The sequence below is a fragment of the Chryseobacterium sp. MYb7 genome (assembly GCF_002979455.1).
In the GTDB taxonomy this organism is placed as follows: Bacteria; Bacteroidota; Bacteroidia; order Flavobacteriales; family Weeksellaceae; genus Chryseobacterium.
Window position 1 is genome coordinate 22,739 of sequence record NZ_PCOU01000037.1, and the last position, 25,988, is coordinate 48,726.

General features: G+C 36.6%; 28 protein-coding genes. 22 read left to right on the plus strand and 6 right to left on the minus strand.

What is annotated here, in order from left to right:
- Positions 1–7 precede the first annotated feature (7 nt).
- Positions 8–850 (plus strand): thiopeptide-type bacteriocin biosynthesis protein, encoded by an 843-nt coding sequence (locus CQ046_RS21490; protein ID WP_105704236.1) that lies wholly within the window; start codon positions 8–10, stop codon positions 848–850.
- 172 nt (positions 851–1,022) lie between these two features.
- Here CQ046_RS21490 and CQ046_RS21495 read toward each other — a convergent pair whose 3' ends face one another.
- On the minus strand, positions 1,023–1,274 hold the full coding sequence (locus CQ046_RS21495) for a helix-turn-helix domain-containing protein (protein WP_105704237.1): 252 nt from the start codon (positions 1,272–1,274) through the stop codon (positions 1,023–1,025).
- Between the two features lie 671 nt (positions 1,275–1,945).
- Between CQ046_RS21495 and CQ046_RS21500 the strand changes: the two genes are divergently transcribed.
- The 3 genes from CQ046_RS21500 (at position 1,946) to CQ046_RS21510 (ending at position 8,832) form a co-directional block, all read left to right on the plus strand.
- A complete protein-coding gene (locus CQ046_RS21500; protein ID WP_105704238.1) occupies positions 1,946–4,813 on the plus strand; it encodes a SusC/RagA family TonB-linked outer membrane protein in 2,868 nt (955 codons plus the stop codon).
- 109 nt (positions 4,814–4,922) lie between these two features.
- The gene (locus CQ046_RS21505) at positions 4,923–6,308 is read left to right on the plus strand and encodes a RagB/SusD family nutrient uptake outer membrane protein (RefSeq protein ID WP_105704239.1); all 1,386 of its coding nucleotides are present in this window, start codon (positions 4,923–4,925) and stop codon (positions 6,306–6,308) included.
- Positions 6,295–8,832 carry an alpha/beta hydrolase family protein gene (locus CQ046_RS21510; RefSeq protein ID WP_105704240.1) on the plus strand — a complete coding sequence of 846 codons (2,538 nt, stop codon included), beginning with the start codon at positions 6,295–6,297 and terminating at the stop codon, positions 8,830–8,832. Before CQ046_RS21505 ends, CQ046_RS21510 begins: the two co-directional genes overlap by 14 nt.
- Before the next feature lie 38 nt (positions 8,833–8,870).
- Here the strand turns inward: CQ046_RS21510 and CQ046_RS21515 are convergent, their stop codons facing one another.
- From CQ046_RS21515 to CQ046_RS21525, 4 genes are read right to left on the minus strand one after another with little or no spacing between them, the layout of a single operon-like run.
- Positions 8,871–9,140, minus strand: coding sequence for a DUF6520 family protein (locus CQ046_RS21515; RefSeq protein WP_050022320.1), 270 nt, complete (start codon positions 9,138–9,140; stop codon positions 8,871–8,873).
- A gap of 23 nt (positions 9,141–9,163) precedes the next feature.
- Entirely contained in the window at positions 9,164–10,669 is a 1,506-nt protein-coding gene (locus CQ046_RS21520; protein WP_105704241.1) for a MauE/DoxX family redox-associated membrane protein, read from the minus strand.
- Positions 10,670–10,678: 9 nt separating this feature from the next.
- Positions 10,679–10,846, minus strand: a complete 168-nt coding sequence (locus CQ046_RS23765; protein ID WP_157837397.1) for a hypothetical protein — start codon at positions 10,844–10,846, stop codon at positions 10,679–10,681.
- 17 nt (positions 10,847–10,863) lie between these two features.
- Positions 10,864–11,091 (minus strand): hypothetical protein, encoded by a 228-nt coding sequence (locus CQ046_RS21525; RefSeq protein WP_105704242.1) that lies wholly within the window; start codon positions 11,089–11,091, stop codon positions 10,864–10,866.
- A 304-nt stretch (positions 11,092–11,395) separates the two neighbouring features.
- Here CQ046_RS21525 and CQ046_RS21530 point away from each other — a divergent pair, with 304 nt between their 5' ends.
- The 9 genes from CQ046_RS21530 (at position 11,396) to CQ046_RS21570 (ending at position 18,617) form a co-directional block, all read left to right on the plus strand.
- On the plus strand, positions 11,396–13,042 hold the full coding sequence (locus tag CQ046_RS21530; RefSeq protein ID WP_123906666.1) for a helix-turn-helix transcriptional regulator: 1,647 nt from the start codon (positions 11,396–11,398) through the stop codon (positions 13,040–13,042).
- 199 nt (positions 13,043–13,241) lie between these two features.
- Positions 13,242–13,973, plus strand: coding sequence for an RteC domain-containing protein (locus tag CQ046_RS21535; RefSeq protein ID WP_228407014.1), 732 nt, complete (start codon positions 13,242–13,244; stop codon positions 13,971–13,973).
- A gap of 163 nt (positions 13,974–14,136) precedes the next feature.
- Positions 14,137–14,397 (plus strand): helix-turn-helix domain-containing protein, encoded by a 261-nt coding sequence (locus CQ046_RS21540; protein WP_105704245.1) that lies wholly within the window; start codon positions 14,137–14,139, stop codon positions 14,395–14,397.
- A gap of 19 nt (positions 14,398–14,416) precedes the next feature.
- Complete coding sequence (locus CQ046_RS21545; protein ID WP_105704246.1) at positions 14,417–14,956, plus strand: hypothetical protein; 540 nt, start codon at positions 14,417–14,419, stop codon at positions 14,954–14,956.
- Positions 14,957–14,974: 18 nt separating this feature from the next.
- Positions 14,975–15,226, plus strand: a complete 252-nt coding sequence (locus tag CQ046_RS21550; RefSeq protein WP_105704247.1) for a DUF3853 family protein — start codon at positions 14,975–14,977, stop codon at positions 15,224–15,226.
- A gap of 2 nt (positions 15,227–15,228) precedes the next feature.
- Complete coding sequence (locus CQ046_RS21555) at positions 15,229–15,939, plus strand: hypothetical protein (protein WP_105704248.1); 711 nt, start codon at positions 15,229–15,231, stop codon at positions 15,937–15,939.
- 58 nt (positions 15,940–15,997) lie between these two features.
- Positions 15,998–16,204, plus strand: coding sequence for a hypothetical protein (locus CQ046_RS21560; RefSeq protein ID WP_105704249.1), 207 nt, complete (start codon positions 15,998–16,000; stop codon positions 16,202–16,204).
- Positions 16,205–16,265: 61 nt separating this feature from the next.
- Positions 16,266–17,363, plus strand: coding sequence for a hypothetical protein (locus tag CQ046_RS21565; RefSeq protein WP_105704250.1), 1,098 nt, complete (start codon positions 16,266–16,268; stop codon positions 17,361–17,363).
- A 420-nt stretch (positions 17,364–17,783) separates the two neighbouring features.
- Positions 17,784–18,617 (plus strand): toprim domain-containing protein, encoded by an 834-nt coding sequence (locus CQ046_RS21570; protein WP_105704251.1) that lies wholly within the window; start codon positions 17,784–17,786, stop codon positions 18,615–18,617.
- Between the two features lie 77 nt (positions 18,618–18,694).
- Here CQ046_RS21570 and CQ046_RS21575 read toward each other — a convergent pair whose 3' ends face one another.
- Positions 18,695–18,871 (minus strand): histone H1, encoded by a 177-nt coding sequence (locus CQ046_RS21575; protein ID WP_024568772.1) that lies wholly within the window; start codon positions 18,869–18,871, stop codon positions 18,695–18,697.
- A gap of 759 nt (positions 18,872–19,630) precedes the next feature.
- Here CQ046_RS21575 and CQ046_RS21580 point away from each other — a divergent pair.
- The 9 genes from CQ046_RS21580 (at position 19,631) to CQ046_RS21630 (ending at position 25,953) form a co-directional block, all read left to right on the plus strand.
- A complete protein-coding gene (locus tag CQ046_RS21580; RefSeq protein WP_105704252.1) occupies positions 19,631–20,029 on the plus strand; it encodes a single-stranded DNA-binding protein in 399 nt (132 codons plus the stop codon).
- Positions 20,030–20,269: 240 nt separating this feature from the next.
- The gene (locus CQ046_RS21590; protein ID WP_105704254.1) at positions 20,270–20,467 is read left to right on the plus strand and encodes a DNA-binding protein; all 198 of its coding nucleotides are present in this window, start codon (positions 20,270–20,272) and stop codon (positions 20,465–20,467) included.
- A gap of 134 nt (positions 20,468–20,601) precedes the next feature.
- Entirely contained in the window at positions 20,602–21,066 is a 465-nt protein-coding gene (locus CQ046_RS21600; RefSeq protein ID WP_105704256.1) for a hypothetical protein, read from the plus strand.
- Positions 21,067–21,077: 11 nt separating this feature from the next.
- Positions 21,078–21,623, plus strand: a complete 546-nt coding sequence (locus CQ046_RS21605; RefSeq protein ID WP_105704257.1) for a PRTRC system protein E — start codon at positions 21,078–21,080, stop codon at positions 21,621–21,623.
- A 210-nt stretch (positions 21,624–21,833) separates the two neighbouring features.
- Positions 21,834–22,052, plus strand: coding sequence for a PRTRC system protein C (locus CQ046_RS21610; RefSeq protein WP_024568776.1), 219 nt, complete (start codon positions 21,834–21,836; stop codon positions 22,050–22,052).
- Between the two features lie 75 nt (positions 22,053–22,127).
- Positions 22,128–23,297 (plus strand): hypothetical protein, encoded by a 1,170-nt coding sequence (locus CQ046_RS21615; protein WP_105704258.1) that lies wholly within the window; start codon positions 22,128–22,130, stop codon positions 23,295–23,297.
- A gap of 10 nt (positions 23,298–23,307) precedes the next feature.
- Entirely contained in the window at positions 23,308–24,018 is a 711-nt protein-coding gene (locus CQ046_RS21620) for a PRTRC system protein B (protein ID WP_105704259.1), read from the plus strand.
- On the plus strand, positions 24,015–24,821 hold the full coding sequence (locus tag CQ046_RS21625; protein ID WP_105704260.1) for a PRTRC system ThiF family protein: 807 nt from the start codon (positions 24,015–24,017) through the stop codon (positions 24,819–24,821). Before CQ046_RS21620 ends, CQ046_RS21625 begins: the two co-directional genes overlap by 4 nt.
- Before the next feature lie 343 nt (positions 24,822–25,164).
- Positions 25,165–25,953 (plus strand): site-specific DNA-methyltransferase, encoded by a 789-nt coding sequence (locus CQ046_RS21630; RefSeq protein WP_228407015.1) that lies wholly within the window; start codon positions 25,165–25,167, stop codon positions 25,951–25,953.
- Positions 25,954–25,988 lie beyond the last annotated feature (35 nt).

A 25,988-nucleotide genomic window follows, 5' to 3' on the forward strand; every position in this document is an offset into this window, starting at 1 on the left:
AAGAATTATGGCTACAAAAAGAAAATTTGTTCCGGGAAGTGAATGGCTGTATCTTAAAATTTATACAGGAGTGAAAACTGCCGATCTCATTTTAGAAGAAGCAGTACAGCCCTTAGTAGGATATTTACAGGAAAATAATTATATTTCAAAATGGCTTTTCATCCGTTATCATGATCCGAAGCCGCATTTGAGGGTGAGATTTAGGTTAAATAATACTAATGATTACGACAAGATTCTTAATAAAATTAACAAAAGTCTAAAAGAATATATAGAAAGTGGAGAAATTTCGAATATTCTGATTGATACTTACAACCGGGAAATTGAACGTTATGGTGAAAATACCATTGAAGAAGCTGAAACCTTGTTTTGTATAAACAGCGATTTTATCCTACAATGCCTACATTACGATGATGAGGAAAAAATCATTGTTTCTCTTTTTTATATTGACGAAATTCTGAGTAGGCTCAATCTTTCAGTTGAAAAAAAACTAGATTGGATAAAAGATTTCAATACGGCCTTTAAACAGGAATTTAATACGGATAAAAAGCTTAACTCACAGCTTGATAAAAAATATAGGAATTTTAAACCAAAATATTTATATTTTACTCAATCAGCAGAATTTTTGGAAGAGCGGAATGTAATTATCTCTAATATTGAAGAGAGCAATTTAGTATTACAGAATATTATCAGCCATGAAGAAAACGAATCTTTGGGAATGTCTTTGCAAAGCTTTTTCAGTAGTATATTCCATATGAATATTAATAGACTTTTTGTTTCTAATCAACGATTGTTTGAATTGATGATTTATGATTATTTACTGAGATACTATAAAATGAAATTGTATTGTTAGGAAAGTGCCACGAGCTGTGTCAGAGATAATTTAGTTATTTCAAAAATTACTTAATGCTGCCTTCAAATCGGACTTTATTATTATAGGCAATAAAAGTTTTCACATTATAATTTTAGGAGTTTGTTTTTTATATGATATTTTACAAACAAAAACTCCAAACTTTCGTCAGGATTTAGTCTTCTATTTTGTATTTTGTGATATCAAGTTCAAAATCAAATAATTCTTTTGGATGAACTTGTAAGGCAACCGCAAATTTTAGAAGTGTTCTTAATGTTAAATTTATCTTGCCCGATTCGTACTTGCTTATATCAGCTGTATCAATTCCTGTTAAAAATCCCAACTCTTGTTGGGTTAGTTTCTTTTTAGTTCTAATAATTGAAATTCTCTTTCCAATATGAATTCTCAAGTCTTTACTAATATCCATACTTGCTAATATTTAAAGCAAAGTGCAATATTTTAATAAAAATTATATTGGGATATATCCCAATATTGGAAAATATTATTATATTTGTAAAACATTATATCAAAAAGATGTAATTTTGCGATACTTCAACGAAAAATAGAAGCTATTGCTTAGAATCTCAATTCGAAAACTGGTAATTTTTACATGCGAGAGGATAAGTAAGTAAGCTCACGACCTAGGCGTGGGTTTCTTCCTCTTATCTGCATGTAGGTATACCAGTACCCCGAATTAGATAATGTAGAGTACCCATGCCGTTTTTGTTTCTATGCAGTTCCATACATTCTACACTATTAAAAACTCTAAGTTCAACTTTTGAAAATATAAGAGTATGCATTGACAGGTACAATGGTTGCGCAGCCATTGAGAGCTTTACAGGCTTTTTAAGAAAAACATACATGTTAATATTTTTCGGAGCTTTCTTAAGCTGCCGATGCTAAGGAAGTATCTGGAATTTTTGCAAAACACAAAGTAACCATAAAAAACCCATGAAAACGAGTATAGAATATTACAACGATTCGTAGAAGCCAATTATCAGATTGATCAGAAAATAGAAAAGCCCTTTCCGCAAAAGTTGACAGCTGGTGCAGGAAAGAGCAGTTAGTTATAATAAGTTTATTAAACCCAACAAATTTATGAAAAAATCCTATACCAGCATAGGGCGCGTTTCAGGTGTCCTTATGCTGACGGTAGCAGGCGTCTCTTTTCATGCACAGGTACAGAACAATTCTGATACTATTTCCCGAAAGAATACCCCTGAAGCTTCCGTAATCAGGGAAAAGACCGATACCTTATCCCCTTTAAATAAACCTCTTTCGGAAAAAGTAAGCAGCATTGAAGAAGTACTGCTAAATGCAGGATATTATAAGGTCAAAGATAAAGAACGCACCGGAAGCATAGCCAAAGTTTCAGCTAAGGATATCGAAAACCAGCCTGTCACCAATGTGCTATCCGCAGCTCAGGGGAGAATGTCAGGAGTAAGCATTACCCAGAACACCGGAACTCCCGGAGGCGGATTTGATATCCAGATCAGGGGAAAGAACAGTATCCGTCGTGAGGGCAATGAGCCTTTATATATTATAGACGGTGTTCCCCAGGCTTCCGAAACCCCTTCGTTGTATTCTAATAAGATCCTTCCGTGGTCCTCTATCAATCCCCTGAATGCTATCAATCCGAATGATATTGAGAGCTTTGAGATTTTAAAAGATGCTGATGCAACAGCCATTTACGGATCAAGAGGAGCCAACGGGGTGATCATTGTAACCACTAAAAGAGGAAATAAAGGACGATCTGAGCTCAAGCTTAATACCTCGTATTCCTTAAGCAGGATTACTAGGTCTATGGAAATGATGAACACGGAGCAGTACATCAGTATGCGCCGGCAGGCATTCCAGAATGATAATGTAGCCTATCCCGCTACCATGTATGACATCAACGGAACCTGGGACCAGATGAGGTACACCAACTGGCAGAAGGAACTGATCGGAAACATGGCAGATGCCTACGGCGTTCAGTTGTCAATGAACGGGGGGGCTGAAAATTTTTCTTACCAGATCAGTTATGGCCATAATGAGCAGACCACTGTTTTGCCTGCTGATTTCAGGTATAAAACCAATAACATCAATGCCAATTTCAGTTATCTTACTCCCGACAGGAGAATGGAATTTAGCCTGGTAAATACCTTCTCTTTTCAGCAGAACAATGTGCAGAATGATGACCTTACCTTGAAAAGTATTATGCTGAGCCCCAATGCTCCGGCACTTTATACCGCAGACGGGAGCATCAACTGGGAGAACGGAACATTTAACAATCCCGTGGCTTCGCTTCTGAGCGAGTATTCAAATAAGATCGCCTACTTTAATAACGGCCTTAATGTGTCCTATAAGCTGTTTCCTTTCCTATCATTAAAAATGAACGCCGGAATCAGCTATCAGAATTTCGAAGAACGTTCGATAAAGCCCCATACGATCAATAATCCTTCATTCGGACAAACCAGCATGAATTCTACCTCTTCCAGGAATAACCAGGTCAATTTTTCCTATATCCTCGAACCCCAGCTGGTGGGAGCCTACAAAATAGGAAATCACCAGTTTGAATTTTTATTGGGAGCAACCCTGCAAAAAACACAATCGGAACAGGGAGCTATCCAGGGAAAAGGCTTTGAGAGCAACGCTTTGATTGATAATATCGGAGCCGCCAGCGTAAAAACCATCTCCGATCAGGTTCGCAGCCAGTATAACTATACAGCCGTTTTTGCCCGCTTTAACTACCAGCTGAAAAAAAGATATATTGTGAATCTTACCGGAAGGCGTGACGGTTCCAGCCGTTTTGGAGCTAATAACCGTTTCGGAAACTTCGGAGCCGTAGGCGCGGCGTGGCTTTTCTCAGAAGAACCATTTCTGAAAGATGTAAAATGGCTGAGTCTGGGTAAGCTTCGGGGAAGCATCGGAACCACAGGAAATGATAAAATAGGAGATTACCAATATCTCAATACCTATATTATTTCATCGGGTATCTATAACGGGCAGACCGGTTTAAATCCGGCCCGTTTGTATAACCCTGATTTCAGCTGGGAGAAGACTCTGAAAAAAGAATTGGCTCTGGAATTAGGGCTATGGAATGGACGCTTTAATTTTTCCACGGCCTATTATGAAAACACTTCTTCCAACCAGCTGGTGGGTATTCCCCTTCCTACCACCACTGGCTTTCCTTCCGTGCAGTCCAATCTTCCGGCAAAGATCAGGAATACAGGCTGGGAATTCGATACCTCGTTGCAGGTTTTGCGAAAAGGAAAATTCAGGTATGAAACCTCTTTTAACCTGAGCATTCCTAAGAATACGCTTGTAGAATTCCCGAATCTCGAAGGCTCTACATATTCCAATCAGTATGTGATCGGATATCCTACCACCATTGCCAAAGTCTACCAGTATGAAGGCATAGACCCTGCAACCGGGCTTTACAAGTTTACAGATTTCAATGGTGACGGCAAGATTACTTCCCCTGACGATAATAAGACAGTAGAAAAGCTGGGTGTCCGGTTTTTCGGGGGATGGTCGAATCAATTCAGATGGGGAAACTGGTCAGCATCTTTCCTGTGGCAGTTTGTAAAACAGAGAAACTGGAATTACAACCGCCAGATGCTTCTGCCCGGAGCACTCAGCAATCAGCCTGTAGAAGTACTGGATGCATGGTCACCATCTAACCCGGGAGGCAGCTATATGGAATATTCAGCAGGGTACAACCCCCAGAAGCTTTCCCTGCATGGGTTCTTCCAGAACTCAACAGCGGCAATAAGTGATGCTTCCTATATCAGGCTGAAGAATGTGCAGCTTAACTACCGCATTCCCATGCAAAAGCTGGGCATCAAAGAAGCTATGATCTATGTGCAGGGACAAAACCTTCTGACCATCACCAATTATTTTGGAATGGACCCGGAGTTTTATCTCGTAGGCTACCTTCCACCCCTTAAAACCTATTCCCTGGGATTCCAGGTGACTTTTTAACGATTAAGATTGATGATTAGTGATTAAAAATTAAAGATAAAGATTTGGGATCATTAACGATTGAGATGATTGAAGATTTATATGTAATAACTCCAAATAACCAACAACAATGAAAAATATTATAGACTCTATCATAGCGCTTCTTTTGATGCTTTATGCTGCTTTAAGCGCAGTATCGTGTGAGAAATTCATAGAAACAGATTTTCCGAACAACCAGCTGGCCACAGAACAGGTATTTGAAGATGAGAGAACCGCAGATGCGGCGCTCGCTGGACTGTACTCGGGACTATGGACCGGTTCCGTGATCAGTGGCACAACAGACGGTTCCGGTGCTTTACTTGGAAATTATACCGATGATATTACTTGCGTTTTCACCAGCGCCGGAAACGGTATCCTGGATATCTACCATAATCAGCCGCTGGCGACCAATGCTACCGTGAGCCAGGTATGGACAACGGCTTATCAGCAGGTATATATGACCAACAGCATCATAGAAGGCGTGGAAAGATCCAAAAGCCTTTCGGCATCAGCAAAAAGCAGGATAAAGGGAGAAGCAATGCTCATCCGCTCCCTTATCTACTATTACCTGTACCAGATGTACGGGGAGATTCCATATACTACCACGACAGATTATGTATATAATTCGACCTTAAGCAGAATGCCTAAGACTGAATTTCTGGCAAGGCTGGATGCCGATATTTTGGATGCGGTGAACCTTCTGCCCTCAGCATACCGGAATGCAGAAAGGATTTATATTAATAAGGCAGCAGGCCTGGTTTTACAGGCTAAAATGAAAATGATGCTGGGAAAATGGCAGGAAACAGAAGCATTATGCCGGACGATTATTCAGAATGCTGACTATGTTTTTCAAAATGACCTTCCCAAAGTATTTCAGAAAACCGGAAAGCATATTATCTGGCAGCTAAAGCCTAAGAACAATACTGACCCGACAAGTGAAGCAATGCTCTATAACTTTGTGGGTGCGCCTACTTCATTTATTTTGAATCCGGATCTTATAGGTTCTTTTTCAGCCACCGATCTTCGACGGCAAAACTATTTTACTCCGGTGGTATTTGGTTCACAGACCAATTATAAGCAGACCAAATATAAAATAACTACCGCTACCAATACGACAGAATATTCTATCATCTACAGGCTGGAGGATATCTACTTGATGCTGGCAGAAGCGCTAGTGATGCAGAATAAAATAGTCGAGGCAGTTCCTTTCATCAATCAGACCAGACAAAGGGGGGGATTAACGCCGCTTGGTACTGCTATTTCACAGGCTCAGGCGATGGAAGAAATAAAAAATGAAAGAAGAAAAGAATTTTTTGCAGAACACGGAAGTCGTTTCATTGACCTGAAACGGTGGGGGCAGCTGGATTTATTACAACCCATAAAACCTAACTGGAAAACGACCAACCAATATCTGCCGTTGCCACAGAAAGAAATGCTTTTGAACAATCACTTAACACCACAAAATGATGGATATTAAGGCGTCACATATTGATTATATCACTTTCAAATCTTTCCGAAGGCGAAAGACCTATGTGGTCGCATGGATATTATGGATATTTCTTTTCATTATGCCACAAAACCTTTCAGCCCAACGGTATGAGCACTTGGAAAAGCTTGTCAGGGATACCGAAGAAATGAAATTTCCTCAGGCTTCTGATAATGGTAAATGGCTGGTATGGTATATATTCTCTGTTGACGGGACAAAAAACATGATGCTGCAAAGAACAGGAGATAAAGACCACAGAACGGAAAGAAAAAATATTGATTTTATCATTTGGGTGGGAAACGATCTCGCGATACAGACAAAAGATACATTGGAGTATCTTAATCCCGAAACCGGAAAATCCCGTTTTTTTCAACACGTAAAAAAGTTTATCTACAATAAACAGCAGCATGCCTTTATGGTGCTGTATACTGAAAAAGATGAAAGCAGGCTGGAAGTTTATGATACTGATCTTAGCCTTCGACAAAGTATTTCCGGTATTCAGCATATCTATTCTGAAGGGGATGAGACCATCGCCAGGAGAAAGACAGGTGATCTGATTGAAGCATTAATTTTAAAGAATGGAGTTTTTGAAACAATCTTTTCTACCCATGATGAGCTGAGCAATATTTTGCCTTCAGGAATGAAACAGAAAGGCTTTGTGATTCAGACCCGAAAGAAAGGCAAGACCAACCTCTATTATGTTTCTCAGGATAAAAAACAATATGTGTTTGATGGAAGCAGTTACGCTGACTATGATCAGATGATGCTGAATCCTTCCCGTTCTGATAATAGTATTGTCCTTAAATTAGGAAAGAAAATCCCGCCTTCAAAAGGAATGGTTGATATCTGGTACGGAACGGACTTCGACCTTAAGAAACATGCAAAAGCGATCACAGAATTTATCCGGGTGGACTGGGAGCCGGTAAGCGGTAAGCAGGTCCTGATGACCCGCCTCGGATATTTCGGGGAGACTGCTATCGGGAATTCACGCTACATGATGTATGAAACCGATAAGGAGCAGGTGGATAAAATGGATAAAGCGGGAGGAAATAGCTATGACAGGCTGTATCTCTGGAATGCGGTAACTGACACATATACTCTGATTACGGATGTGCGGAAACAGATGGTAATCTCAACTTCAGGTCAGTACCTGCTAATCCAGAGGGAAAACAACTGGCAGCTGTACAATACGTTAACTCTGGTGATGGAAGATGTAAAGATTTCTGCGGCTATGGTTCCTTATTTTACTTCTGAGAAAGAAGTTCTATGGGTAGGAGGAAACAGGATCTCTGAATATAATCTGGCTACTAAGAAAATGAAAGAAATGTTTACCATAAATGATGATTCTGAAATTGAGCTGATAGATTTTACAAGAACCAGTACGGAATTAGGATACGGAAGAGATTTCAGGACAGTGGATATCAAAAAGTGCTTGCTGCTAAAAATCACGGGTCCGAATAACAGTTATACCAGCTATGCTTCATTAAAAAATAGGAAGCTGGATATCATCCAGGAGCCAACGGCTCATGGAATCACAGAATTTAAAAAGATGAATCAGGGTGGAAATTATTACTGGATCGAAGAAAACTTCAATAAACGGCCAAGGCTTGTAGTAAAGAAAGAGAAAGAAAATCCAAAAGTTCTTTATGTTTCAGATCAGAATAATCAAAAATTTGAACAGGCAGAGCTTATTAAAATTTCCTACAAAGGCTCGGATGGAAAAACCATAAGCGGAGCTTTGTATATGCCGATGAATTATGACAGCTCAAAAAAATACCCCGTTGTTATCCATGTGTATGAGAAGCAGGATTATATGACCAAAAGATTCCTGCGACCTTCCTTCTCGAATCCCACAGGGCTGAATATCCCGCTGTTGATGGAGGAAGGCTTCGCTGTACTGCTTGCTGATATCTCGCAATCTGACAAAGGAGCAGGAATTTCAGCACTGGAAAGCATTAATAATGCCTTAGACGAATTACAGAAGATTAGGAATGTAGATATGACAAAGATTGGACTCATGGGACAGTCTTTTGGCGGTTATGAAACTAATTTTATTGCGGGTCATTCAGCCCGTTTTGCAGCCTATGTCTCAGGATCAGCAGTTTCTGATGTGGTACGGACTTATTATGCATACAATTATCATTTTAATGCTCCCGACTATTACAGGTATGAAGGGCGCCAGTACTGGTTTAAGGCTACGATGGCAGAAAATCCTGAAAAATATATCAAAAATAATCCGATAATGTTTGTTCAGAATGTCAGTGCACCCATGCTGCTCTGGACAGGAACTGATGATGGAAATGTAAGCCCTGAAGGAACCAAATCCATGTTTATTGCCTTAAGAAAATACCGGAAACCTGTTATTGCCTTGTTTTATGATAAAGAAGGCCACAGTTTAAGCAGAGCTGAAGCTCAGAAAGACCTTACCCTGAAAATTCTGGATTGGTTTAATTATCATTTAAAGGATGAAAGAAATATCCCCTGGATACAGAAATACATAAAGGGTGCTCAATAAAGTGCACCCTTCTTTTAGTAGTTAGTAATAGTTAACAGTTAAGGAATTCTGAATAATTCTGTTTCGCAACTGGATTCATACAGGTCATGGACACCGGAAGCATCACTTACCGTACAGACAATACCAGTATTATCTGTCGTACACAGCTGACTAGTCATGACACAAGGCTGTTCCGGATTTTCAAGATCAATTTTCCATCCAGGAATATCAGCTTTTTTAGTCTCTGATGCTACATTGGTAGCATACGCGCTGCCTGCTCCGATTAACAGGATAGCCAATGGCAATGCGATTTTTCTCATTTTTTTCATTGTTATAAATTTATTATTGGTGCCTACTCTGTGTACAGGTTTTCGGCTTCCCCTGAAATGAAATGTTGAGTGATGTTTTGCGCAAAACGATATCTGATCAGTTCATTTTCTATTATTACATACAAGATGTTTCCATGTATTGTAAATTGTACACGTTGCTCCTTCTTTCTGTTGGGAATACTGATACTGCCATGGTATTTCTGCTCTTGAATAGAATAAAGATCAAGTATAATGGCTCTATTACCCCTGTCTTTTTCCAGCTTTCCTTTGCGGTCCGACTCCACAAACAGAACCCCTTTATAGGCAATTGATCTTTTGTTGACCACCAGCGGATTGTTAAGCTTTCTGCTGCCATCGGCTAAGTGGGAAAGACCCAGCCGCGGGATGCTGACGGTATCAATGGTCCTGAATACATGTTTTGATTTCAGATTTCGATCAGTAACTACAAACCTGTTCTTATAATGGTAAACATAAACAACCTTACCTGTAAAAGAATCATAATTTAATTGCCCATCGGGTTCAAAAAAACCTTCTTTATTCTTTTCCAAAAGCTCTGGATTAAACCTTACAGAATCCTTGTTTCCTCTACTGATAATTCCCAGACTCTGAATCTGCTTTTTGCGGTGGAAAGCACCTATGAGAAAGTTATTATGATCAATTCGTTTGATTTTCCTGAAATAGGTTTTTCCAATATTTTGCTCAGTGAGCTTATTGCTTCCGGTTGTTCCTTCAAAAATGATTGGGATTGTCCCGTCATATAATGTGATTAGCCCGTCTGTTACTTCAAGTAGGGGGGACCTGAAATTAATGTCTGTATGGTTGAGTTGTAGATTTTTTCGTTCCATTCCCGTAAAATTGGTAATCTTTGTGAGTGAGAACGGTGCTGTGTAATTCCCAAGATATAGGGTATCGCCTGAAAAGCCGGCAAAATAATAGGAGTTCAGTTTTAAATCATACGTACCATTTTTAAGAATAGGATGCTGTAAAAATCTTCTTTGAAAACCATTATCTTTCTTAAGAATATATTCTGACTTTTGATACATGATGAGCATTGCGGTGATACAGAGCCCTGCTGTGATTAGAAGTGTGAAGAAGAGCTTCCCTTGTTTTTTGTGGTTTGCATACGTGTCGATACTAAGGGCAACTACAGCAACCAGTACACATATCAGATTAAAAATGAGATGTGTTTGCCAATCCATTTTTTCAAGAATTCCACCGCAGGAACAGGGAACAAACTCACTATAATTGAGGATAAGATAAATATAGATACTAAAGAGAACCATCAGTATGTAGGAACCGTACAATCCAATGAATCTCGTTTTATCAAATATCAAAAAGAAGCAGACCAAAAGTTCAAGGAAAAGTATTCCATAGGTAATTATTATAGCATAAGCACTTAACAATGGAGACTGGGCGATTTGAACCTGAAAGTTTTCAAAATCAAATATTTTGCTGATGGATGCGTAGCAAAACAACAGGATAAAAAAATAAGCAATCCATATGGCAAGTTGTGTCAGTTTCTTTTTCATAATAAGATTTTAACAATGGTATAACAATATCCAGCGTACTTTTACGCCGCAATAGGTAGGCATAGCAGATTTTTCATTTACCGTGATGGTAGTAGTAAGAGGTCCTATGGTTTTCCATATTCCACTAACGGGACAGGCCGTTCCCGATTCAATGATGAGTGGCACCTGAGTCTCCATGTTGGTTCAAAATTTTGTTACTTACTGGTTTTCCAGTTGTCCCGATCCTTTGGCGGATCTTTTTCACTGGGTTCTAATTCTTTTTCAAGTTGGGTAGTGTCTGCTTTTGAGACCATTCTTTCAGTCGTAATGACAGGCATCTCCGGATAAGGAATCTGCGGAAGGCTTTCTTCACGACAGGATAAAATAACAAATGAAAGTAAAATTCCTGCAACAATATGCAGTATTAATATTTTGGTTTTCATGATTTTGGGATTAAATAATTAACAATCCCGGCCGGTAGTTTTTTAGAATTCTGAAAGCGAATTTAGAGCATGAATTTTTCGAAAAAAAAGGTTGGTGGATCTGATTTATAAATTTTCAGGATCCGATTTATAAATCGGATCCACGTTTAATGGTGTGTTAATTGATTGTAAATCAGATAGTTTTATTGTGTTTATTATGCATGATTCCTAAAGTGTTAAAATAATTTTTTGCTTGATTCATTTTGCTTAATTTTGAATCATATTTGTAATATTTTTAACATTATATTGTCAATTTATTTTTATTTTGAAAATAATATTCTGTTTTTTCGTGTTCTTTTGCTTTTTGGTTAATGGTCAGAAATATTCTGATTACAGGGTACGTTATGATAATTTTGAAGAAAACGATGAACGTGCTCTTGAGTTTGTCAATGCCTATATTGAAGAGGCGAAAGCATTTAAAAATTATAAGGAGCTGACCCAGGCGTATCGTGATGCCGTTAGCTTTTCGAGAAATAAAAAAATAGAATACTCGGACAGTGCTGTATGGGCTGCTTCCCAAACAAGGGACCCTGATCTTATAGGGAATTCCTATCTTACAAAAGGAAGTGTTTACTATTTTACCTACAGAAAATATCAGAAGGCTCTTGATCAGTATCTGAGGGCTTGGCAATATTTGGATAAAAGTAAAGATCCCTATTTGCGTCATAAGAATATGTACCATATAGGAGTTGTCAAAAGTTATCTGGGATATTATGAAGAAGCCTTTACACTTTTTTCAAAGTGCCGTTCCTATTATCGGGATACAAGCGTTCCCGATGATTTTCCCAATCTTCGATACAATATGAAGAAGGGATATCTGAACAGCCTTCATCAGATGGGTATCTGTCTGTTTTATCAATCAAAAATAAAAGAGGTTTCCGATCTTATTAATGAAGGATTGGAGGCTTCAGCCGAGGATAAAAATTTTTATATAGAAAGAAGCTATTTTTATAAGCTGACTGGGATCCTAGACTACCTAAGAAAAAATGACCGGGAGGCTTTGTCGGATTTTAATATTGCTTTGGCAGGCATTGAAAAGAAGAGTGATTTTACCAATGCATCGCTGATTTATTTTTTAAAAGGTAAAATTCTATTAAGAAATCACAGAGAAAATGAAGGTATTAATTATTTACAAAAAGTAGATAGTATATTTCTGAAGCGAAATTTTGCACATCCTTCGGTAAGGGAAGCGTTTGAGTTGCTTATCACACATTACAAAAATAAAAATGACAATAAAAAAGAATTGTATTATACCAAACAATTATTGCAATTTGACAGAGTAATGCTTAACGATTTTAAATACCTTTCAGGAAAAATCCATAAAGAATATGATACCAATGACTTGCTTACATCCAAAAAAAGACTGGAATCTTCCGCTTTTTACGGATATGTTATTGCAGGAATTTCTTTCAGTGCTCTGCTCGTAATATCCGCAAGGTATTATAAGGTAAGAAAAGGTGTTAAAAAGAACCAAATTGTTAACGACCCGATTTTAGAAAATGAAAACCATAAAGATCCAGTTTCAATAAAACATTCCAAGTTGCCTGAGAATCTGACAGACGAAATATTGGAAAAACTCGAAATTATGGAGCGAAACAAATTTTATTTAGAAAAAAGGCTTACCCAAAATCAGCTCGCAAAGAGGCTAAAAACGAATACTGCTTATTTATCGGCAGTTATAAATGAATATAAAGGAGCGAATTTTAATACGTACATCAATAGGTTACGGATCGACTATGCTAAAGAAATGCTAAGAACCAGTGTGCAATGGAGGAAGTATTCCATTGATACGATAGCTGATGAATGCGGATTTTCCACAAGACCCAAATTTTCTACATGTTTTATAGAATTAACAGGTGTAATGCCTTCGGAATATATTCAAAAAATCAATGATGAGTTTGGTGATTCATAATTTTATTGGGTTTCACGCTGTGTAATTTATCATTAAACATTTGTATAATTCTTTAAAATTCATACTTATTATTTAAAATATGCATGCCAATTCGTTTTTTAAAAAGTGTAAGCGATTAGAGACTAGTTTAGGGAAAAAGCTTGAACAGATTAGTTTTGATCAAAAAAATAATCCTATTGATTTATATGAGAGATCATTGATGGAAATTGATTCTGTAATAAGAATCATTAAACAGGAGGTAAGCTTATATCAGTTTTCAACTGTTGCAGACGAAGTTTATTTCTTCAAGGAAATCAAGCCCGTTTTCATTTCGCAGTTTATTTATTTTTCAAAGCTTTTATCAATTGAGGCGGCCAAACCAAATGCAGGAGAGTTAAGCCTGAAAGAATATTTTGAATGCGAATTGGAAGTGTTGAAAAATTTTTATGAAAACCACATCGATTTTTATGAGTACTATAGACGTAGAGCCACCTATCTTGATCAAAAATATTTCGTCCGGAATCAGTTTGATCTGAAAACGAAAATAGAATCCGGTCTTTATGATTATGATGAAAAATTTGCCACTTCACATGACCACCTTATTTCCCAAATTATTGCTAATGATCGATTGGAAAAATACCTTTTGAAATCTATTGCTGAAATTAACGTGTATGTATATGAAAAGATAACGGATAAATCCCCGCTCCAATGGTCGGCCTCAAAATCTGCTTTGGTGGAACTTCTATATGCGCTCCACAATACACGTTCATTTAATGGTGGCAATATTGAGTTTAGCGAGATTATTAAATTTACTGAAAAGTCACTCAATATTAACCTGGGGAACTTTTATAAGACGCTTCATGAGATAAAAAGCAGGAAAACCAACCCTACTAAATTCCTTCAGCTGCTCAGTGATCATTTGAATCAATCATTCCAAGATGGTGATCAATAGACATTTTTCCCTGTTTGTACACAATAAATCAAATTATTAGTACTTTTTCCACAATTCCTTTATTGATAAGAGGTATATAAAAATCTTTCGGTAGTACCGAAGACCTACCGAAAGAAATCCGGTCTGATTTCGAAAATTTGTCAAACAAACAATTTTTGAAATTATGGCAATATCCATTATCACCAAAGAAGACCTTCAGCAATTCAAAATAGATCTGCTGGAAGGGATTAAAGAATTACTTCAGGTAAGAACGACAGAACAAAAATTATGGCTCCGTACTTCGGAGGTCAAAAAGCTTCTGAATATTTCTTCCGGGACCTTACAGAATCTTAGAATCAACGGAACCCTGTCTTATACGAAGATAGGGGGGATCTTGTATTATAACTACAAAGACATTGAGAAGCTGCTTACGGATTCTAAATAATCACAGAAAACAGGAAATCATGAGTCAGACTAAAGATATCATCAATTTTTTTGCGCATGTGATTAAAGATAACCGGCTACATCCATCCCATATCAGTATTTATGTTGCACTTTTTCAGTGCTGGAGCATGAACCGGTTTCAAAGCCCCTTTCGTATTTATCGTGGTGAGGTCATGAGATTGGGTAAGGTAAAATCCCTTGGAACCTATCATAAGTGCATTAAAGAATTACATCTGGCAGGATTCATTATGTATTCCCCCAGTTACGACCCTTATATTGGAAGCCTGGTTGATATTGTTGACTTTGAGGAATCTGGAGTTTCTTTACATAAAGCATTCCGGGAGCAAAAATTATCAGTACAAAAAGAAAGCCTCTTTTCTGCACCTGAATTTCATGAAGTAGAATTATATTTTAATGAACGTGATCTACCTTCTGCTCAGGCACATGAGTTTTATTCTTTTTATGATTCTCAGGGTTGGAAATTAAGTGACGGGAAATTAATGAACAGCTGGCAGGCTGCTGCAAGGAATTGGATTTCTAAGGAAAAAAAAGCTAGCTAAAATCAATAAAAGAAGGAAATGAAAAAGATAGATCCGCAAACACCCCTTTGGAAGCTGACCGTTGAGGAATTTTTGGAAATTATCAAAACCCTCAATTCGGAAAACAGGCATGAATACGGACTCAAGGGATTGGCAAAAGTCCTGGGATGTTCCGTTTCAAAAGCTTCGGAAATAAAATCCTCCGGAATGTTGGATGAAGCCATCATACAAAAGGGGAAAATTATCATCATTGATAAGCAAAAAGTACTAGAGCTTTTTGGCAGGAAGTAGCGATGTATTATCAGGAACTCATACAAAAATTTTGGGAATCTGGTCCAAAAGCGCAACTGGGTACCACTGCTGTTGCAATATACCTGTATCTGCTGAAATTAGCGAACGATAATAACAGATATGATGTTACTGTTTCCGACGTAGCGATTGGTAATACGTTAGGACTAACAAGAAAAACGGTAAAATCCGCAAGAGAAGCGCTGCTCAACTCAGGGCTGGTCCGGTACGAAAGTAAAAATGGGTACTCCTGTTCTTACAGAATAGTGCAAGATTATCCTTTATCAATCCAAAAGGATAAAGAAGACCAAAAGGCAAAAAGAAAAAATAACCCTCGGATTCCGGTAATAGAAAAAAAGGAAAATTTGTCATTGACTGGTTTACCCGTCATAAGTACTCCCGAAACTACAGAACAGAAAGAGAAAGCATCTTTTGATAATGGTGCGCCTCAGCCTTTTAAAACAGTAGTCGGCAATCCTTCTTTAGAGGAATTCATGGCATACGCCTATACACTGAGTGGTTATGAGGCATCTATGGAATCTGATATTAAGGAAAAATACGCTTTGTGGGCGGGTAATGATTGGTGCAATAATTTAGGAAAACCGATAACCAACTGGAAATCCTCATTGAAAAATCTTTTGCCCTATATAAAAAATGGGACGGATAACGGACAGCTGTCTTTAGATTCAATCCCTGTTATTAAACCTCCAAAATGATCCTTTAAAGAACCTAAGTATTGATGTTTATCTATTTAAAATTTTAAAACGGTAAAAAATGAAACTATCAGAATTAAAGCCTGGACAGAAAGTAAGTCTCAATGGCACTATCGCCGAGTATCAGGGAATCCAAAAAGTTAGAATACCCAATTTCGGGAAAGTAGAGAAACGAGTTTTCAGAATAGATGAAACAGGGGAGTACCTGTATTATAATCTTACCGATGGCTCAAAAACATTAAAAAGTGAGAAAATTAAATTGCTGTAGGTCTTGCAAAGAATAGAGTTCTGTTAGAATAACAAAGTTAAAAGCACTTAAAATATAAATTATGGCGATTCCGGAAAAAGATGTAAGGCTTGTCAGAAGGATATTTGAAGATAAAGATGAGAGAATTTCAGAAAGAATACGCCTGGGTAATCATTTTGTGGACGATTTTATTTTTGAAGACCAAGAGGCGGCTGATATTCCGATCAATGCACTACGTGTTATTTTTAACATCATTTTGATTATCAGTAGTGAGCAGTTCCGTCCGGAAGACCGTCCGAAGCAGCTCTCTTTATTTGATGAAGAATTTGAAACCGAAAATAACATTTTTGCCTCCATTAAAATCCGGAACAGCAAGATCTCACCGAGTGGCTCAACCAAACAGGTTGTGGAAGCGTATGAGTTTCTTGCCCGGTTTAAAATGGGCTGGTATAAATCCGTAAATTCAAAAGGAAAAGAGATTAAAACATTCGGTGGGCTTATTTCCACTCCCAGTTATGATGAGCGTGGATATACAAGCTTTCTCATCAGCAGTTACTGGCTGAAAAAGCTAATGATTATACCTGAATATAACTACATCTTGTACAATCTGGTGTATAATATCAGAAACAACAAGCACATTATTTTTGCGATCTGGCTTTCAAAACTGCCTGAAGATGGAACAGTGATAAAACTTTCGTCACTGAACAAAAAGTTTGGGCTGAACTATAAAACCGCGAATGATTTTTGTTTCAAGTTCCTCAAAACTGCAAAAATAAATTTCAACAGGTACAATACCCTTTCATTCAATTATCATTACAAAGGTGATTCTATTTTCATTCATCCTTTTTTCAATAAAATGGTAAGCGGTACCGATATGTCGGAGCACACGGCAGAGAAATCAAAAATTGCAAAGAGGCTCTATTATTTTCAGAAAAGGTATGGCCTGGAAGAACGCGAAATGCTCCAGTTTTCTTACCAATACAAAACTATTCCGCAAACCCGCCAACTTATAGAAAAGGCTTTTGGCGAATTTATAAGGATGAACAGGCTGAAAGGGGTAAAATCCACAAATTATCAGGGAACGGCTTTTTTAAACAAAATACAGGAGCTTATTATACAGCTATACAGGGAAACAAAAATGGGAGAAATACTGCCCAACGGTTATCCCGTGATTCTCTGATTTCGGAATTGCGCTCATCCGTATTTCGGATTTGTACTCATTCGGAATTCGGAATTGCGCTCACTGAAGTTAAGGAATTGTTAAAATTTAGAATTTTATGAAGCTGATTTCGGAATTGCACTCATTCCGATATTGTAAAGCCAGTGAAAATGACAGATACGCTAAAAAGAAATGATGAAAACATAGTTCAATTCGGATTTGCGCTCATGCGGTAAAGGGCATCTTTTCGGAATTGCGCTCATCTGTATTTCGGATTTGCACTCATTCGGAATTCGGAATTGCGCTCATTTGAAAATCATTGCAAACGCTTTGTGACAGGCAGATACCACGAACTATTAAAAGTTATTTAAAAGATAATAAAAGTCTTTTTTTTATTAAAAGGGAAATCCAGGGTAAAAAATTGCTTTAAAAAGAAAAAAAATGAATTGCGAAAAAATCAAACAGAAAGTCGGAATCCGGACGGTTTTAGAATCCTTCAATCTTTTTCCCGTGAAAGAAAATGGGAAAACAGCCTTTTATTTTGCGCTGGACAGGGACGAAAAGATTCCCAGTCTTTCTGTCGATTTTATTAAAAATGTTGCATTTGATTTTGGAACAGGAAAGAGTTATGATGTCATTTCAATTGTTCAGCAGGTGAACAAATGTTCTGTTTCGGAAGCTTTGAAATACCTTGGAAATTTTGATTTTTCAATACAGGATCAAAAACAAAAGGGAGAGATTACAACACGGCCTCATTACAGGATCTTGGAAATAAAAAGAATCGGGCATCCGGTTTTGATGCAATACCTGAAATCAAGGAAAGTTTATCAGCAAAGGGATCTTGTTAGAGAACTGCAATATGAGTTAAATGGGAAAAATTATTTCGGAATTGGCTTTGAAAATAATTCAGGTGGTTTTGAAATCCGCAATCCGTATTCTAAAATCTGTTTAGGTAAAAAAGATGTGACTTTGATTCAGGGCAAACAAAATAATAAAGAAATCACGGTATTTGAGGGGTTTTTAGATTACCTGACTTTCAAAAATATAGAAAAAACTAAAAATTCTGATTATCTGATCCTTAATTCTACGGTAATGCTTTTCAAAGCAATGAAAAGGCTTAATGAATATGATAAAATTTACCTTTTTCTTGATAATGATTCGAATGGAAATATCACTAAAAACAAAATATTAACGAAATATAAACATGTAGAGGATTGTTCTCTAATTTATCGAGATTTTAAGGACCTTAATGAGTGGTTTTGCCAAAAGATATAATGAGTAACTGGTTCTCTGAATGCTCATTATAGAGTGTTACAAAAATAAAGCTCCCTCCATCTAGAGGAAGCTTTTGACTATTTCTTGCTTTCCTCGACGGAAATTTTTCTGAAATCTTTTAGAATCTTGGCTAATTCCAAAGCTGCTTTTCTTGCTCTTGTTCCGGCTGCTTTGTTTCCTTTTTCAAGCTGAAGGTTGGAGTCTGTTTTAAAAGTTTCAAATTCTGCGTTAATTTTTTCTAATAGTTCTTTCATAAAAAATGGATTTTAAGGTTGCAAATATAGAATAATCTTGTTTATTTCTATATTGCAAATAATTTACTTGTCATTTTTTATATACGGTCCTATAATTTAGGAGGTAATTTCATGAGTTGAAAATTTTTTTCAATTTAATATACCTAATTTTTTCAGGTTCATCAGCTAACAAAAATATAAAATCTTCAATAAAACTGTTAATTTTTAGAATTTCGGTCTTGAATGTTGATGACGGTCATAAGAAAATAGACTTCAAAATCACATCAACACAAGGAAAAATCCAATTATTCATTATTGTTTTTAGATCATTCTCGGGTTAAATATCACCCATTCAATTCATATATATAACTGTGGTTTTTCACTTTTTACTGTAGCAAATGTAGTACAGGTCATTCACTCAAAAAAATCTTTTTGGGTTTCTACAAAAATTCTCTCCACTCCGCTCCAACAATTTTTCCAGACACTCCTGAATCCTTCGGACAAAAAGATTTCAGAGCCTTCATTTCATTTTTTTCCATTCAGGTTTTAAGTGCCTGATCCTGTACTATGGTCATTTAGCAAAGAAAAAGTCGGAACCTCAGTTATACGAATCAAACAGTCGCTCTTTAACATAAGAATAATCAAACAAAAAAAATAAATAATGCTTTTCCCATTGGAAAAGGTGAAAAGAAAGAAGCCGAGTGTCCTCGATACCGAATCAAATCACTCGAAATTTTACAACTGAAAAAAAGTAATCATTAACAATTAAAACAAAATATTATGAACACCATTGTCGGTAGAATTACCAAAAACGCAGAAATCAACACATTGAAAAACCACAGACAGGTCGTGAACTTTTCAGTAGCCATCAATGACAGCTACAATACCAAGCAGGGAGAACGCAGAGAGCTGACTACCTATTACAATTGCTCGTATTGGATAAGCCCGAATGTTGCCAAAATCCTTACCAAAGGGACGGTGGTAGAATTAACAGGCAGGGCAAGCTCAAGCGCATGGATAGGTAAAGATGGGGAAATCCGTTCAGGATTGAATTTTCATACTTCATACATTCAGGTTTATGGAGGTGGAAGAAATGTTGAAAGTGAACCGAAGCAAAATGCAACGCAAGAATCAAACAATCCTTTTGCAGGGGATACGGATGATGATTTACCATTTTAATCATTAACACAAGATTATCTTAAAACTTATGGAATCACAATATAATTTTCAGATGAAATCCCGAAATGACCGAACAGAATGGGAGCAGGTAGCAATATACTTCAAAATCCATTGTGACAGGACAACAGCGATACACTATGCAAGGAGCTTGTCATTGAAATTTAACAAGGAAATCCGATTGACACAGGGTGCAGACCCCTTTAAAACAAGTGGAACTTACATCTATGAAAATCCCTGACTATGAAAACAAAATCTAAAACCGAAGCCAAAAAACTGGCAAAAGCATATAGCTACAACAAAGATTATGCAGATGTACCTGTATATGTTATTTATTGTAGCCGAACAGAAAAATACTATGTAGATATCAACGACTTAATACGGCTTTTGGAAAAGCTTATCGGCTACTACGTGAACGGGGTTTATACCTCGGAGAAATAGAATTAATAGAATTAATAGAATTAATAGAATTAATAGAATTAATAGAATTAATAGAATTAATAGAATTAATAGAATTAATAGAATTAATAGAATTAATAGAATTAATAGAATTAATAACATAAATAAAACAAAAAATGAAACGATCTGATATACCAACGGAATATTTACTTGTAAAAGCAAAAACCAACAGTGAATGGGATGCTTGCGACTTTGCCATTATCAACATTACAGGGGAGTGGAAACGAACCCAAAAGAAGCGGCTTGAAGTTATAAAAATCATTGAAAATGATGAAGATATAAAATCGCTGAACTATTTCGACACCCATGTGGAGTTCTTTAGATTTTCGAAAGTATATTATCCTGTGGTTGAAGAGTGGCTCTCTGAGAGAAACAGAGTTTTCATTGAATTAGAGAAAGAGAATTTAAAAGAACTGAAACAACCTAAAAATAGCCTGTGTCATTACCAGATGCAGATATCTAAGGATGGAAATGCCATTTATAAAGCCTATGGAAAGCATACGGAAGAAGAATTTAGGACAGTGGAGTTTTCATTATGGGAACTAATAGACTTCAATACTCATTTAGTAATTAATCCATAACCCAACAAATTATGCAAACCAATTTTTTCAATCAGATAGCCAAAATGGATATTAATAGTAAGTTGATACTAACCATTGCCAAAGCAAACGAAAGCCAAATAGTGGCTTCCATATTAGTACAAAATGATGGATGTGGAGATAAAGCAAAAAATATCATTCCTCCTCTTAACCTTAAAGGAACGGCAGACGAGCTTGATGCCGGATTTTTTGAACACATTAAAGCCCCATTACAAACCGCTTCGGGACTGATGGTCGGTATGGAAAGCTTTATGAAGCAATTAGAGGAAGCCAAAAAGCAGTCGGCAATGGAAAAGGAAAAATCCGACAAAGAGAAGAAGGAAAGAGAAGCCAAAGAGAAAAAGTACAAAGATGCTTTTCAAAAAGCCGAAGAACTTGAAAAAGAAGGAAACTACAAAGGGGCATGGTCAGCACTTCCAAAGGCTTCAGAATATCCCGACTATGTAGAAACTATCCTCAAAAAGCAGGACGAATATGAGAAGCACTTTGCGCATAATCTTTTCAGTCAGGAAGAAACTTCTACCACAACCATTAATTAACAGCCGTGATAACCATAGAAACCTATATAGCAACCTTACAACATGATAAGGGTAGAATAAGATTCCAAATAAATTCTATGAGTGGAAAACAGGGAGCCATACAACAGATAATGGCAATAGAAAATTGCCTACTGTCAGCAATCATCAGACTACAGATGAAGCGCAGAAAAATAGTAAAATAAAATACATCAAATCAGAAAATCAACAATTATGTTACTTGCAACCCAATTAGAAAGAGTTTTTATCCTGAGAGATAACGGACAGGAAATCCGATTGACAGATCCAGAACCGAAATGGAGTGTAGAAGCCGTGATGAATTTTTACGCCAATACCTATCCGATTTTAACCACTGCAAAAGTTTCTGCACCACAAATCAGGAATGACACGGTAGAATACCGTTTTGAAAGTGTAATGGGAACGAAAGGCTGATAAAATTTTGTGGTCGGGTTTTCAGTAACCTGCTTTAGATCCAACCACTATTTACTAAATATCAATCACTAAATTATGATAAATGCAACAAAAAATCATATCGGGAAGAATACAGCTTCCCGAACAACAAAAACAAAAGCAACTGCACAAACAGTTGGGAGAGTTTGCCCATTGGATGCAAAGACCAAAGGATGCAGGAGAAATACAGAAAGACAAAATGAAAGCAGTACCGATAGTCATGCTACCCATGCTTTTCTAAAATGTTCGTTTCTGCCTAAGCTGAAAGACACACCATCCCCACAGGATGAAAAGAAAACAGGCAAAATGGAAAGGGATTTTTACCTGTCCCTTTCCCAATTGGCTGAACATTACGGAATCATACCTGCACCATCAAAACATTTAGGTTTTCCTTACAATATTGCTTTTGCTTTAGAGGATATCAAAAAGCAGTTAAAAATTAAAATAAAAAATTGGGAGCAAATCCGCTTGGTACAGGATAAAAAGAAAACGTATTTGTTGAGTGAAGAAAGATATAATACCGGAGCTACTCTGTATTATATTCCAATAATTCCACTGTATCGATTATCTAAAAACCCCAATTACAGGCAGGCAACACAGCTTTTGCAATCCGTCTGCTCATATTTGTATCACATTGCAGATGTCCCTTATTATAGACAACAGGAAAGTTACCTGTGCTGGATGTACGAAATGATTTCGGAGTGGCTTATTTATGATGAAACTGATGATACTCCTGAATACTTACGTGAAATAAGACAAAGTGTGTGGATTGGTGATTATATGGAGCAAAAAATATTCAATCATCAGAATTTAACCCGATTTAAAGAGAGAATCAACCATTTTGAAAATAGAGATTCCTTTGAAACCGACTGTCTCCTATTAGCCTGTGATGCCCTTGCCCTCTATGAAATGTTTCCTGATGCTAGTATTTATCGAAATATTCAACAGGACAAAAGAAATACAGCTCATGACGATTATGATGAGGATTATCATGAAAGAACCATCACAATGGAAAAATATGTTTCGTTCTGTGCAGATGATAAGGGAATATTATTTCAAAATTTATTTGATTCTGTTAATGCTGAATTTCAGGAATGTACTGAAATAGAAGAACCTTCCACCCAAAAAAGATTTGACGGAACACCCATCGAAACTGATATACTGGATTTTGAAAACAGCATTTTTCCCCTGATTGAAAGATTAATTGACATTTTAAACAGTATTTAAAATTTAACCTATGAATGACATTACCCATCATTTCGGAACATTATATCATCCGGTTTCAGCACTGGTCATTTATCAGACCAAAGACGATGATAAAGATACTTATGTAGAACATTTTGATATGGATAAAAACGGAAATCCCATTAATGCTCATCCTTTGAGTGAAAGGGAAGCTAAAATATTGGCAAAGTCGCTTAATACGGAAAAAGAAAAAAGCAAAGCATTTCTGAAACCTGAGAGTATTCTGCCAACAAATGTTCTATATATTAATCCGACCGAAAAAGGCTCGGTAATATGGTATACTAAAGCCAAAAAAGTAAAACTATTCTTTACCGAATCCCTTGGAATTCCCAATGGTACAGCATCCATACCTGCTATGCTGTGGGTGGCTTCAAAGCAAAATCTTACCTTATTTGCCCTCACTTCCGACAAAAGACCCACAGAAAAAACAATTTTGTATCATGCTCCCTTTTTTAATGTGTATGAAAACGGAAGTGTCTGTATGGGAACAGTCAATGTGGATATTAAAAACTCAGCTTCGGTTGAAGAATTTATTGGTGCTTGGGAAAGTTATTTTTTTAACAGCAGGTTCAGTCATTTAAACCATAATCCTACCAATGGAAACTGTGTAAGCATTTGGAAAGGTCTTATTGATACTGATAAAACCTTCCCGAAAGAAATATTAAAAAAGACCAATAAAACCCTTAAAAACATACTGCCATGACAAGTGAAAAAACAAAAGTCCATTTTACAGATAATTACCTGATTAATCCGACCAACCCTGTAACCATTAACCTGATCGGTGCAGGAGGAACAGGGTCAAAAGTATTGACGGCATTAATGGAAATGAATTACAGTCTTATACAATTGGGGCATCCAGGACTAATGATAAGACTTTGGGATGATGATCTCATTACCGAAGCTAATTTAGGGAGACAACGTTTTGCCGAATCGGAATTAGGGTTATACAAATCAGTTGCCTTAATCAACCGTGCTAACCGTTGGATGGGAACAAGCTGGAAAGCAGAAACACAAAAATTTAAAAAGAGTGAATCGGAAAAATTTTCCGAAAATATTTCTGCAAATATTTATATTTCCTGTGTTGACAGTGTGAGTGCAAGATTTGAAATTGCGGATATATTAAAAAGCCTGAATAATGGCAGATATTATGCTAACCGTCCGTTATATTCCTTAGATTTTGGAAACAGCAAAAATACAGGTCAAACAATATTGACAACCATTGGAACAATCAAACAGCCTAATTCACAGAAATATGAAACAGTGGATCATTTAGCTTTTATCACCGATGAGTTTGGGGATTTGCTTAAGCAATCAGAAAACACTGATGATACACCAAGCTGTTCACTGGCAGAAGCACTGGAGAAGCAGGATTTGTTTATCAATTCAACATTGGCACAGATGGGAAGCTCTCTATTGTGGGGTTTGTTTAGAAACGGATTAACGGAAAACAGAGGATTTTTCCTTAACCTGAAAAACTTTCATTCCCAACCCATAAAAATTGCATGATTTTACCGCCTGAGAAAAATCGGGCGGCAAAAATGCATTTCCTCTCGTTGGTCGGAAACGCATTTTTGCGGAAAGCGGTGCAACCCTATTGAAAAACAATGCAATGCTGTTGCCTTATGTTTTTAAAAGAGGGTGCGGATTTTATATTATTTTATTGGTTTATTAGAATATTTTGTGTCGGTGAAATCCTGAAAGAACAAATGATGTCAAAAAATATAGAAAAAGGCAGCTATACTTTTCTACAAGATTAATATATTAATTGTTAAATTTGACAATCATTAAAGCAATTCCTAATTACTACGATTGTTTTATAATGTGCTAATCTTAAAAAGTTATCTCTAAAATGCCATCATTACACTGGATAGGAAAAGAAAAAGTCATTAACCATCACCAAGAAGTTCCTTACAGGATATTGGAGAACCAATATACCATTAGTAGTAGAACTGAAAACTCAGTTACTTCTGAAAACAAAATCATTCATGGAGATAACCTAGAAGCTTTGAAAAGTCTTTTACCCGAATATGAAGGAAAAATTAATTGTATATATATAGATCCACCATATAATACAGGAAATGAAGGATGGGTTTATAATGACAATGTCAATGATCCTAAAATGAAAAAATGGTTGGGAGAAGTAGTTGGCAAAGAAAGTGAGGACCTCACAAGACATGATAAATGGCTTTGCATGATGTATCCACGGCTAAAACTTTTGCATAAGCTTTTGGCAGATGATGGTGCTATTTTTATTTCTATTGATGATAATGAACAGGCTAATCTCAAACTTATTTGTGATGAAATTTTTGGGAGTGGAAACTTTATTTCAAATGTAGCAGTTGTTAACAATTTTAAAGGAAGAAGTGATGATAAATACATCGCATCAGCACATGAAAGCCTTTTAATTTATCATAAAGGTAAATTTATAACTAATGGGGTTGAATTGCCAGAAGATTATTCTAAAGAATATAAAGAAATAGATGCGAAAGGAAAAAGATATAGATTATTAGGGCTTAGAAAAAGAGGAAGTAATGCAAGACAAGTTGATAGACCAAATCTATATTATCCAATTTATTTTAATCCTAAAACAAATAATGAAGTCATCTTGACTTTTTCAAAAATTATATTTTTTATTTGAAATAAAAAAAGGGATTAGGAAATTAGAGTCGCTAA